Source organism: Roseobacter sp. SK209-2-6 (assembly GCF_000169455.1).
Lineage (GTDB): Bacteria > Pseudomonadota > Alphaproteobacteria > Rhodobacterales > Rhodobacteraceae > Pseudophaeobacter.
Map to the genome: position 1 here is coordinate 619316 of NZ_AAYC01000001.1, position 11681 is coordinate 630996.

8 protein-coding genes and 1 tRNA gene are annotated in these 11681 nt (G+C 54.6%); 6 read left to right on the forward strand and 3 right to left on the reverse strand.

All coding sequences use genetic code 11. From position 1 onward, the window contains the following. The first annotated feature begins 18 nt into the window (after window positions 1-18). The 4 genes from RSK20926_RS03050 (at window position 19) to RSK20926_RS03065 (ending at window position 4884) form a co-directional block, all read left to right on the forward strand. Window positions 19-1179 (forward strand): ABC transporter substrate-binding protein, encoded by a 1161-nt coding sequence (locus RSK20926_RS03050; protein ID WP_008204310.1) that lies wholly within the window; start codon window positions 19-21, stop codon window positions 1177-1179. A 1254-nt stretch (window positions 1180-2433) separates the two neighbouring features. Then, entirely contained in the window at window positions 2434-3384 is a 951-nt protein-coding gene (locus tag RSK20926_RS23115) for a tetratricopeptide repeat protein (protein ID WP_232281835.1), read from the forward strand. A gap of 316 nt (window positions 3385-3700) precedes the next feature. After that, entirely contained in the window at window positions 3701-4687 is a 987-nt protein-coding gene (locus RSK20926_RS03060; RefSeq protein ID WP_008204312.1) for an NADPH:quinone reductase, read from the forward strand. A gap of 122 nt (window positions 4688-4809) precedes the next feature. Continuing rightward, window positions 4810-4884: transfer RNA gene (locus tag RSK20926_RS03065), tRNA-Gln, on the forward strand. A gap of 492 nt (window positions 4885-5376) precedes the next feature. Here RSK20926_RS03065 and RSK20926_RS03070 read toward each other — a convergent pair. The 3 genes from RSK20926_RS03070 to RSK20926_RS03080 all read right to left on the reverse strand — a co-directional run bounded on the left by RSK20926_RS03070 (window position 5377) and on the right by RSK20926_RS03080 (window position 8571). Continuing rightward, complete coding sequence (locus tag RSK20926_RS03070; protein ID WP_232281836.1) at window positions 5377-6255, reverse strand: hypothetical protein; 879 nt, start codon at window positions 6253-6255, stop codon at window positions 5377-5379. A 68-nt stretch (window positions 6256-6323) separates the two neighbouring features. Then, the gene (locus RSK20926_RS03075; protein WP_008204315.1) at window positions 6324-7763 is read right to left on the reverse strand and encodes a VWA domain-containing protein; all 1440 of its coding nucleotides are present in this window, start codon (window positions 7761-7763) and stop codon (window positions 6324-6326) included. Between the two features lie 4 nt (window positions 7764-7767). After that, a complete protein-coding gene (locus RSK20926_RS03080; RefSeq protein ID WP_008204316.1) occupies window positions 7768-8571 on the reverse strand; it encodes a hypothetical protein in 804 nt (267 codons plus the stop codon). A 128-nt stretch (window positions 8572-8699) separates the two neighbouring features. On the opposite strand from RSK20926_RS03080, the gene RSK20926_RS03085 reads away from it, so the two are divergent. Continuing rightward, window positions 8700-10325 (forward strand): alpha/beta hydrolase, encoded by a 1626-nt coding sequence (locus tag RSK20926_RS03085; RefSeq protein ID WP_008204317.1) that lies wholly within the window; start codon window positions 8700-8702, stop codon window positions 10323-10325. A gap of 237 nt (window positions 10326-10562) precedes the next feature. Next, on the forward strand, window positions 10563-11603 hold the full coding sequence (locus tag RSK20926_RS03090; protein WP_037253374.1) for a HesA/MoeB/ThiF family protein: 1041 nt from the start codon (window positions 10563-10565) through the stop codon (window positions 11601-11603). Window positions 11604-11681: the final 78 nt, after the last annotated feature.

Here is an 11681-nt window from a genome sequence, read left to right on the forward strand (position 1 = left end):
AACTTAGGGAGGAAAACTATGAAAAAACTGACATCCATTGCCGTGGCTGGGGCTTTTGCTCTGGCTTCGGGCACGACAGCTTGGGCAGAGACGCAAGGCGTTAGCGATAGTGAAGTGGTTTTTGGGTCGGTAAATGACCTGAGCGGGATCTTCGCTGCGGTTGGCGTACCCGCCGTGAACGGCGCAAATATGCGGTTCGAGGAAGCCAATGCTGCGGGTGGCGTGCATGGCCGCCAGCTCCGCTTTGTTGTGGAAGACAATGGCTATCAGATCCCACGTGCGATGCAGGGCTATAACAAGCTGCTCAATCGTGACAAAGTCTTTGCGATGCTGCTGTCTTTAGGCACCCCGATGAATATCGCCGGGTTCAAGCTGCTCGATCCGAAAGGCATTCCTAACGTGGGCCCTCTGACCGCCGCACGGCAGATGCTGCAGGACCCGGTTGAGAACAAGTTCATTGGATTCTCAAGCTACTATGATCAGGTGCATGCGGGTGTCACCTATCTTGCGGGTGAGTTTGGCGCCAAAGAAGTTTGCTCTATGTATATCCCTTCTGATTTTGGTAAGGAAATTCAAGAGGGTACGGCGGAAACGGCAAGGGAGCTGGGACTGTCTTTTGCTGCTGAAACCACCCATAAGCCGGATGAGTTGGATTTTGTGGGATCCTTGACCAAACTCAAAGCAGCCGGCTGTGATGTGGTGACCATGGCTCTGGGCGTTCGCCAGGGCATTACCGTGGTCGGAACCGCCAAGAAGATTGGCTGGACGGATGTGAAGTTTCTGAACACCTCCGCAGGCTTCTTGGACGTGGTTGCCGCTGTGCCTGGTGGTGTCACCGAAGGTCTCTATGCGGCTGCCGGTTGGGTCGACCTTGTGGCCCGTGCTGAGGACCCGGTTCCGGCCAAATTTATGGCGGACTATGAGGCCAAGTTTGGTCACCCGGCCAGTGGATTTGCGATGCTGGGATATTCGGCTGCAGATACAGTGGTGCGAGCGCTGGAGGCAGCGGGTCAAGATCTGACACATGAGAGCTTTATCAAAGGCATGGAAAGCTTGAACTACTTCGACGATCTTACCGACTCAAAGGTTACCTATGGCCCGGATGATCATCGCGGCGCGGATGACATTGTTATCTCTGTGGTTGAGAACGGAAAATGGAAAGTTCTGAGCCGTCAATAAGCCCTGGGGAGGGGCTTCTCGCTAGGCCCCAACCTCACAACTGACACATTCGGCCCGGCTCTCGTCCAGAGTGCCGGGTTCTTTGTTCTAGCAGCCAGAGGGAAGAAGGCTATCTGGCAAGGATAGTAGCGCATGGCTGCGCGACCATTTTGTCCTCATCAAGTGAAGGGCAAAATGAGGTGAGACCCTGCAAAGTGCGTCACGTGGGCGACCAATCTGTCTATCGCGTGTCTCTGCTGCGGTACTTCTGCATTGCGTGGTTCAGGAAAAACGGGTCTATAAGCTTGAGTCTTTGGTTGTGGTGTGCGCTTCTTGCTATTCCTTAACTTGTAAAGCAATGAAAAATAGTCTAGATGCGTCACACATGGGGATTTGCGATCCGGTTGCGGATCTACCTCTTTGTTATTGTTGCAACTCCCTCGATGGTTGCAAAACATTTAGACAAGTCATCGAAGTAATCGATTGATGCCATTTTGAGTGTGAATGATTTTTTTTATTTACAAGTTTGCTTTGTATTGTTGTAATTTGACTGTGGGGTGATTGTATTAGGAATGTATTATGAGTACCTTGCTTAGAATTCGAAAATTTGGTGCCTTTCTGGTTGCCTCTCCGAGCGGTGAGACAATTCCTCTGGGAGCGAAACATCAAGCTCTGTTGGCCTTGTTGTCTACCGCTGAATCGGGTGTGAGAACTCGCGCTTTCTTGGAGCAGACACTGTGGAGTTTGGCACAGCCCGAGCAGGCTAAGGCAAGCTTGAGAACAGCCCTTTCGACCCTTCGCCGACATCTAGGCCCCGAAGCTGCGCGCTTGATTGATGCCAACCGCGAAAGAGTGACGCTGGATCTGCAGCGCATATCCTTTGAGGAAAACGTGCGCGGTCTGGAATTCATGGAGGGGTTCGAACTCCCCTATGAGGCAAACTTTGGAAAGTGGCTTAAGCAGACACGCGAGGAACTATCTTCGAGCCCTGTGGTTGAGACTTTTCAGGACTTTCGCCCAAGGTCAGCCCCTCTTCTGCCGCTGATCGCGGTTCTCCCTTTTGTGCAGATCGCTCCTGGAGAAGATACCTCTCCCCTAGGATCCTTGATCTCCGAAGAGCTGTCGCGTTGCCTTGCACGCAGTCAAGCCTTCACAGTGACCTCTTATCTGGCCTCGCGCCAGTTTGATCTGGCAAGGGTGCGGCCATCTGAGGTTTCTGCCGTCGCAGGCGTCAAATTCTTGGTTTCCGGATCAGTACGGGCCAATGGGCAGCAAATGTCAGCAGAAATAGAGCTGCACGATGCTGAGCGAGAGCAGGTGATCTGGTCGCGTCACTTCGAAGGGGCCTTGTCAGATCTGATGCTCGGTAAAAGTGCGGCGCTGGAACAAGCGACGCGTCAAATAGGTCAGACCTTGGTAGGTGATGCCGTTAGGGTTTCCGGGTTTAAACCGCTATCCAGTTTGGAAGGGCATACCTTACTGATGGCGGCTATTTCCATGATGCAGGAAATGACGCCTGATCGCTTTGGTCGTGCGCGTGAGATTCTAAATGTCCTCTTGGATCGGGATCCCAAACATCCTTTGGTCCTCACCTGGCTTGGCTTCTGGCATGTGTTCCGTGTGCAAAAAGGCTTCTCGAGTGATCGGCAGTTGGATGCTCAATTGGCAACTCAACTCGCCAGTAGTGCCTTGACTGCGGACCCTTCCTTTTCTTTGGCGCTCACCCTGAAGGGGGCCATTGCAAGCCACCTGCTGTTCCACTTTGATTTGGCACAAGAATCCTATGATCTCGCCCTAAAAGACAACCCGAATGAAGCCCTGGCGATACTGTTAAAAGGAGCGACCAGTGCGTATCAGGATCATCCTATCGAGGCTGTGAAGCTGACTGATGCAGCGCGAAAGCTCACGCCTCTGGGTCCACAACGCTACTATTTTGACTCTGTCGCGGCTTTTGCCAATCTCTCAGCGCAGAACTATGAAAGGGCGATTGAACTCGCGGATAGCTCTCTGCAGATACATTCAAATTATCCCGGGAGCCTGCGCACCAAGGCTATCGCACTGCAACTCAGCGGGAGAGAGGGCGAAGCCAAGGCGGTGGTGAAGGATTTGATCGCAAGCAGTCCAGATTTCAATATCACTCAATACAATCGCAACCATCCAGCCGCAGGTACTCCAGCGGGCGGGGAATGGGCTCATGCGCTCAAACAGGCCGGTGTGCCAGACTAAGGTTTCGATCTGTAAAACCGCGAATGGTGCGCAGCTCTAGTGACCTGAGGGAGAGGTACCAAAACAGAAACCCTTTGTGCACTCAGGGTAAGGGGTATTGGGTTTGTCGCTAACTCAAAGCGCAGGTGCGACCCCTGGGTTTCTATCTCTTTGACGAGACACATGTTGCTTTGTTATGCTGGTCACGCTCACTTTCCCGCGCCGGGGTGTCGCAAGTTCCGTCTTTTACCATGTTTGGCAAGACCTTTGGTTTTGCTTGCATGTCCTTGCATGATGGCTTTGGCTGCAGCGGACTAGGGAAAGAAGGAAATCCGAGATGAAGGCTGTAACTTACCGGCGCTTTGGTGCGGCAGATGATGTGTTGCAAATTGAGGAAGTTGCTCTACCAGAGCCAAGAACCGGAGAAGTCCGGGTGGATTTGGCCTTTTCCGGGATCAATCCATCGGATGTAAAGATGCGCACCAGAGGGCAGCCTGGTCTGAGTGGATTTCCCTGGGACTACATCATTCCGCACAGCGACGGTTCCGGAGTGATTACAGCAGTGGGGGGCGGGGTTCCAAAAGAACGGATCGGTCAGAGAGTTTGGCTGTGGAATGGGCAGTTTCGCCGTTCCTGCGGTACAGCGGCTGAGCAGATTGCCCTACCTGCGTCTCAAGCCGTCCCCTTGCCCGAGAGCGTCAGCCTTGAAGAGGGCGCCGTGTTGGGGATTCCTGGTTTAACGGCTTGCTTTGCCGTCTTTGGAAACGGCCCCGTTGCGGGAAAAACCATTTTGGTGCAGGGCGGCGCAGGCACTGTTGGAATGTTGGCGGTGCAATTGGCCAAGTGGGGCGGGGCACAGGTCATTGCGACCTGTAGCGCGGCCCATTTTGATCGGGTCAAGGATGCAGGGGCAGGAGCCGTTTTGGACTATTCTGACCCAAATCTTGCCGACAAAATTCTGCAGGCCAATGCGGGACAGAAAATCGATCAGATCATTGAGGTCGAGTTTGGCGCCAACCTCGCAGTGGATGCCGAAGTCGTTGCGGAAAACGGCCGAATAGTTGCCTATGGTTCAGCAAAAGAAATGCAGCCGGAATTTCCCTTCCTGCCGCTCCTTTTTAAGGCCGTCACGGTCGAGATCATCCTTGTTTATCTCTTGACCGAAACGCAACGCTCCAATGCCATTGCCAAGCTGCACGAAGCCCTGGAAGCAAAGGCTGTGACTGTCGAAATCGAGAAAATTTACGACTTTTCAGATGCTTGCGATGCTCACATGGCTGTGGAAACAGGTAATAGAGAAGGTGCTGTTCTGCTGCGGATCTAAGCCAGAGCGGGGTGTGAGATCAAATTTGGCGCTGCTTCGAGGGGGCGGAAAAAAAATGTTCCCAAATTGTAAGAAACCCCCTTGCGCCCCCCTCAAACTCCCACTAGAACGCGGCTCACCGATGGGGTGTGGCCAAGTGGTAAGGCAACAGTTTTTGGTACTGAAGATCGTAGGTTCGAATCCTACCACCCCAGCCACTTCTCATGAAAAGACGAAGAAAAAGAGAGCTTTCGCGGGCTCATTTTAGGAAATGTGTCTCAGTCAATCGAAATTGTGACACTGTGTGTAGTACAATCCGTTGCGCACAATGCGCGCTAGCGCTCCGACTCCTACCATAAGAAACCAAAACACTGCGTCGGCCTTTACCTCATGCGATGTGGGCGGGCCTTCTATTTCCGCAAACGCCTTTCCAGGAGGCTATCAAGCTCATTTCTCTGTATTTCCCCGCGTACTGACCTCCCGCTCGGCACCGTGAAACGAGCCGCCAGGCTTCTCACGGTCTATGAACGAACGGAGAAAGAAATCGTGGACGCCTCTAACTCGCCGGATGTGAACCCTGCGGGAACCAAGGGCAGAGGAGGGCAGGCTCCCTCACCCTTGGAGTAAATAGAAGGCGGGTTTTTAGATTTGTCCACATAGTTGCCTTTGTCGTAGCAGGAGAAGCTGCTGCCAATGGGAGTGTTCAATCCTCAGGTGGTGCGTCTTTTCCCGACGAGCAGCATCTGCTCTAGGGAAGGGGCTTTCTCATCAGGCAGATTGTCCTTGTGAACGACAAACAAATACAGGCTGGTGAAGTAGAGGCTTTTTGCAAAGACCGTCGCTGCAGCTATGAAGCCGGAAAGGGTAAAGCTGAGCGCGAGGACACTAAGTGAAGGCAGTGTGTTTACTGTGATCTCACCAAACTGGGCCTGAAATCCGTGAGGAAGGTTGTCAGCAAAAAGGTAACCAAAAGCGCCACCGCCAAAAAGGCCAACTACAACGCTGCCTGCGAATATGGACTGTGCCACGCCGCCTGCCAGGTCAATACCGATAACGCCCACTAGGGCCTCTGGGACATGGCTGCGCAGCTCTTTCAGGCGTGTGACCAGCGTTTTGATACCGGCTTTTTCAACGACAATTGCGGAAATCCCGAAGTTCGATACCAGATCCCAAACCTCTGCGACAACGAAGACCACGATCGCAATTAGAAATCCCAGAAACCCCTCTTGTTTGCTATCCGATGCTCGCCGAACCAAGACCGAGATTAAGCCGATGAACAGCAGGGAAAACAGGTTGCCGAACAGGGTCTTTGCAATCCCGATACTGCTGACCTGACCACTGATCAGTACATCCCGTGTCATTTGGCTCATCGCTGCCTGCAGGAAAATCTGGACAAGAATTTCGAAGGGCAAATACGCCAGAAAGACAAGCATCAAAGGAAAGGCCTGATCCCAATTCTGGGTCACAAAACCAAGGTAAAGCAGATAGAGGGCCAAAAGCCCCCGACCGGCTTTCAGGACAAAGAGGATCAGGAACGGAAGGAAAACTCGGACATCTGATCCCAGGACAGAGAGCGATGCCCGGATCATTTCGCCAATACGGCCTGTTTTCGCCCCAAACAGGGCGAGCATTTGAGGTATAAATTGCATGTTTCAGCCTATTCGACAGAGAGGGAGCGGGTGGCCACAATGCGGTCCGCCTCAGCATAGAAAAAGCGCAGCTCATATTGACCCGGTTCGTCAGGCGCGGTGAGGCGAATGAAATGGCTGTCCGTTGCAGCATAACCACTCAAATGTGGGAGTGGGTCGTCAGGTTTGGCCAGCGCGATATAGTCACTTGGATTGGGGACAAGGCCTGTCCAAAGAACGCCAAACTCTACTCCGGCTGAGACCGAGGCCGGAGCCTTCAATTTTAGCTTTGGATCTGACAAAGAAATTGGGGTACGGGCCAGTACTGTCCAGGGATCTGTTGTGGCTATGTATACAATTTCATAGTCCCCTGGATGAGAGGGCATACGCAGGGATTGTTGCGCGGCACCGATGGTTTCGAAATAGAAACTGGTGGCCGGAAAGCCCTCTGCTTTGGGTGCGATGCCGACAAAGTCTTTTTCTGATCCGCGACCTTGCCAGTTGACCAACACAGAGCTTCCGGTAGTGCCAGAGGCGGGGGCGCTGATGGAGGCCACCATTGGGGTTACTTCAAGCGGTTGTCTGGCTAAAACTTCGCCGGTTTCTGCCTGTACATATACAAGATCATAGGGGCCCTCTTGCGGCGGCACAGGAAGAGGAGCTGGATTGCCGTGATCAATACCGATCCGAGACGAAAAGGCGCCTACGTCAGCATTCGGAGCAAGGGTGCCGATCCAGTCTCCGGCTTCGCCTGGACCTTGCCATGCGATTTCTATCACCTGGCCAGCCCGGGCTTTGGCGGGACCAGTTAGGGTTGCTTTGGCCGCAGCAGCCTCTGGACCTGTAGCCGCTTTGGTCACATGGCTAAGCGCCGCAGACAACCCCTCTGCGCCCTTGGCATCCAGATAGACCCCACCTGTGTTTTCAGCCAGGCATTGCAATTGCGCTCGCGCGGCGTCATCGGCGATGCCGAAGCCGATCGCATGCAAGGTGAAATCAACACCAGCGGCTTCCAGCTCCGCCCCGATGGCACAGGGATCACGTCCACAGGTTTCCTCACCATCGGAAATCAGAATGACGGTTGCTTTCTCTTCGCTGAGGTGCAGGCCTTCGGCGGCCTGTATCACTGCAGCAGAGAGAGGCGTCTTTCCTTTTGGAGTGATCGCATCAACCGCTTTGGAAATTGCTTCTCGGGTACCCGCAGCAGGGGCAATCAATTGCTCAATATCGCTGCAATCTCCCTTTTGCCGGTGCCCATAGGCCATGAGGCCGACTTCTTGATTTGGTGACAGGTCCACCAACAGTTTCTGCAAGACCTGTTGGGCTATGGTTATCTTGGCGACTCCTTCAATTTGTCCCCACATTGACCCTGAGGCATCAAGCACAAAGGTGCTGCGTGTCGTTTCGTTGGCGGCAAGGGGGGCGGAAACTCCTGCCAACAAAGTGGCAATCATCAGTTTTTTCAGCATTGTTTCAGTCTCCTACCCGGATCCAGTTCCCGGTCGAGATCGCCGCGCAATGGTCTGTTTTGAAAACTGCGATAGCTTCTGGTGGCAGGGCAACATGCATCTCGGAGCGATGTGAGATCCGATCCGGACTGTTCACGGTCAAGGTCCACTGCAGATAGGAACGTTTTCCGCCATAGGCCGGTGATTGCGCAAAAACATGCTCCATCGCACGGGTTTCCCAGTTGCCAGGTGCTGTTGCTTTCCATTGTGATGCATAGGCGTTCATTTGCAGCTGGTCTGGATGGAAGGGGGAGGCAAAGGTCAGGCGCTGCGGCGTTGTTGCCTCTGCGGGCAATGCCACCATATTGGCGGGCATGCTTTGGGTCATGATTGCCGGGCAACCTTCAAAGGTGACCGGCGTTGCTTCCAGTTTCCAGAGGCCCGATTTTGGCTGTACGCCAGTATCAATGGAAACCACCTGATCGCCGGTTGGAGTAAGATCAAGCGCGATTGGCAGATCGTTAGGTGCACAGTGATCTGGTCCAATGTAGTGAAAACTATCCACTCCTAGACCGAGGACGACCTGCGCCGCATCCAGATCCTGGCGGGGCACCCAATAGCCATCCCCTTCATATGTCACCAAGAGATGATCAGCACTCGGCGCAGACCCATAGTCGCGGTGTCTCAAGGTGGCCTCATCGGCGTCAGGCACGATGTATTCGGCGGTACCCTTGTCAGAAAAGCGGATGGTCGCAGGCAAGCATTCAGCAGCGGATAGCGTCGCGGGCAACAGGAGTAACCCTGCACTGAAGACAAAAAATAGGCGCATGAGTATCCGAAGTCCTTCCAATCACTTTCAAATCTTTTGAGATCTGCCTTACCGGCTTTGCTCTTACGCCTCATGACCAGTTTTGGTTATATGCGGTGAGAAAACTGAGATGCCATGACAGGGGTGCGATGAAGGAGCAGGATGATTTCACCTCGCTAGTTGGTTCAATCTATGCGACGGCGGTGGACCCCAGCGGCTTTGCCGAACTGCTGGCCCTGGCGGATTCGCGCCTGGCTGAAGATAGCAGCAGACGCAGGTTTGAGGCTCTGCTCAGTGATTTCGAAGACCATGTGCTCAGGGCTGAAGCGTTGCTTGCCGCTCTCCCTGAGGCCGGGCAACAAGCGCACGACGGCGCTGAACATTGCCCCAGGTTCCGTATAAATCGACAGGGGCGCATTTTTGCACCCAACCTCTTGGCATGTGAACTCCTGGGGCTGGTTGAGGGTCAGTCGTTGGACAGGCTTGAACTCTCTGCCGACACGCTAGGGGCGGTTCAGCGTTTCTCGCGCGGGCAAAGTCAGCACGCCCCTGTGCTCCGGTTGATGCGCAGAGATACCGGCAAACCTATCCTGCTGCGGTGTGAGGCGCTGGAAGATGGAGAGGGGGTACAATGTCTTGCAGTTGACATTCCCTGGCACGCGGGCGCTGAGATGGCAATGCGGGCTCTCTATGGGCTTACACCTTCGGAGAATGCTGTGCTTGGGCTGCTGGTCGAAGGGCACAGCCCGCAAGAAGCCGCCCATTTGCGGGGCCGTTCAGTTGAGACCATTCGACAGCAAATCAAAGCGATCTTCGTCAAAACTCACACCTCAGGGTTACAGGACTTGCTGCATCTGGGGCGGGTGGTCAGTGTGTCCAGCCCACAGCTGGATCGCGCGACCGCAGTCGCAGGACAGACCAGTGAACTGCGCCTCCCCGATGGGCGAGTGCTGAGCTATCGCCAAATCGGTGACCCGTCGGGACGCCCGGTGATCTTTTTGCACGGCTGCCTGGGTGGCAACCAGTTGCCCCGCGCAGCCGAGGTGGAGCTGTACCGGCTTGGTCTGCGCTGGATCGCACCGGCACGCCCCTGGCATGGGGGGTCTTGCGGCTGGCCGGGGCTGCTATCGCACCCGGAAAACTATGGCGAGGATCTCGCGGCCTTGGCGGATCATCTTGACCTCAATGAAGTGACCCTGGTGGGCTATGATGCGGGGGCAATTCTCGCTTGTTGCGCCGGGGAGAAACTCGGGTCGCGCTTACATAAGACATTTGCCTTAGCGATCACCCCGCCAATGTGCAGCCTGCGCGATTTTGCTGCCGCACCAACACAACAGAGGATCCTTGCGCTCGCTGCACGAACCTCACTGCCTTTGCTGCGCTATTTGTCCATTCTGGGGGATCGCAAACTGCGCCTCGAGGGGCAGAGCGCCTTTGCACAGACCGTATTTCGGGACGCCCCAGCGGATCTGGAAGCCTGTCGTGACCCAGAAGTGCTTGAGTTGATGTGGCAGGGGCATTTTTTCCATGTTGGCGCGGGAAACGACAGTTTTATCAACGATTGTCGTTTGATTGCCTCCGAATGGCGCCCCCGTGTCACAGAACATCCTGCCCCGTTGGTCTTCTTACACGGGAGAGAGGATCGAATTGTGCCTTTGCCGCGCGCGCGCAGCTTTGCTGAGGAGCTGAAGGCCAATTTGATCGTCGTGAAAGGAGCCGGGCACAGTCTGCCGTTCAGCCATTGGCAAGCCGTTCTGGCGGCGCTGTACCCATAGTTCTGTCCGCAAATGATACGCTGATTGCCGCTGTCTGGCAGGTCTGGTGGGAGGTGACGGCACTGCAGCTCATGCGCCAGGGAAGGCAGGGTAATTCCCTCTGCACGGATCTTCGTGGCCAGTCTGTCGAGGCCTGTTATCTTCTACTCCTCTTGCGCCTTACTCTTTTGGGGCTAGGCAATGCCGCCTCGAGCCGTCATTCAGGTCGAGTGTTTTGGGAAGCTAAGGAGAGACCGGGTGCTACGCATTTTAATTCTTGCAGCTCTGATCTGGTGGGGCGGAAAGTTCCTGCGGTTTTCGCGACTGCTTCGGCTGAGTGTCGTAGGATTGCTCTACTGCGTGGTGCTTCTTTTGCATCTCACCTTGCCCCCGCTACATGGGCTCCGGCAATCTACAGGGGGATCGGTCGAACCCTGGCTCCTTCTGGGCGGATTTGGCCTCTTGGCTCTTGGGTACTGGCGTATTATCTCAATGCTACGGACGCGCGCGCAACCCAAGGAACCGCCCATGTCAGACGCTGCACCAACCTTTTCAGGAACCGAGCTGGAACGATATGCGCGTCATATCGTGCTGCGGGAACTTGGTGGTCCTGGGCAAAAGCGATTAAAGCAGGCCAAGGTCCTGGTAATCGGAGCAGGTGGCCTGGGCGCCCCTGCCTTGCAATATCTTGCCGCTGCCGGGGTGGGCACAATTGGTGTCATCGATGATGACATCGTTGAAAATGCCAATTTGCAGCGCCAGGTCATCCATCGAGACAAAGATATCGGCACCCCAAAGGTATTCTCGGCACAGGCCGCGATGGAGGCGCAAAACCCCTATGTCATCGTACGCCCCTATCACCGACGTTTGGATGCGGAAATCGCTACGGAGCTTTTCTCTGAATATGATCTCATTCTAGATGGCACCGATAATTTTGATACTCGCTATCTGGTAAACAGAACTGCGGTGGCGTTGGGCAAGCCATTGATTTCCGGTGCACTGTCTCAATGGGAGGGGCAGCTCAGCCTTTTCCATCCGAAACAGGGCGGGCCCTGCTATCAATGTATCTTCCCAGAAGCTCCTGCAATGGGGTTGGCGCCTTCCTGTTCTGAGGCGGGGGTTATCGGGCCTTTGCCCGGTGTGGTTGGATCGATGATGGCAGTTGAGGCAATAAAACACATCACGGGTGCGGGGATGGTCCTGCGGGATGAGCTGCTGATCTATGATGCGCTCTATGGAGAAAGCCGGAAAATCCGACTTTCTCGAAACGAAGAGTGCCCGATCTGTAACGCCACCTAAAAGCGCTTGAAACTCCTTCTTTGGCTCTGATCTCATCAGTGTCGCGACCGGTTCGATGACTTGCCCGATTGCGACGCT

Excerpts from the sequence above, each read along its gene's own strand:
- RSK20926_RS03060 (WP_008204312.1), top strand. The coding sequence starts at position 3,701 with ATGAAGGCTGTAACTTACCGGCGCTTTGGTGCGGCAGATGATGTGTTG.
- RSK20926_RS03070 (WP_232281836.1), bottom strand. The coding sequence starts at position 6,255 with ATGATCCGGGCATCGCTCTCTGTCCTGGGATCAGATGTCCGAGTTTTC.
- RSK20926_RS03085 (WP_008204317.1), top strand. The coding sequence starts at position 8,700 with ATGAAGGAGCAGGATGATTTCACCTCGCTAGTTGGTTCAATCTATGCG.
- RSK20926_RS23115 (WP_232281835.1), top strand. The coding sequence starts at position 2,434 with ATGTCAGCAGAAATAGAGCTGCACGATGCTGAGCGAGAGCAGGTGATC.
- RSK20926_RS03080 (WP_008204316.1), bottom strand. The coding sequence starts at position 8,571 with ATGCGCCTATTTTTTGTCTTCAGTGCAGGGTTACTCCTGTTGCCCGCG.
- RSK20926_RS03075 (WP_008204315.1), bottom strand. The coding sequence starts at position 7,763 with ATGCTGAAAAAACTGATGATTGCCACTTTGTTGGCAGGAGTTTCCGCC.
- RSK20926_RS03050 (WP_008204310.1), top strand. The coding sequence starts at position 19 with ATGAAAAAACTGACATCCATTGCCGTGGCTGGGGCTTTTGCTCTGGCT.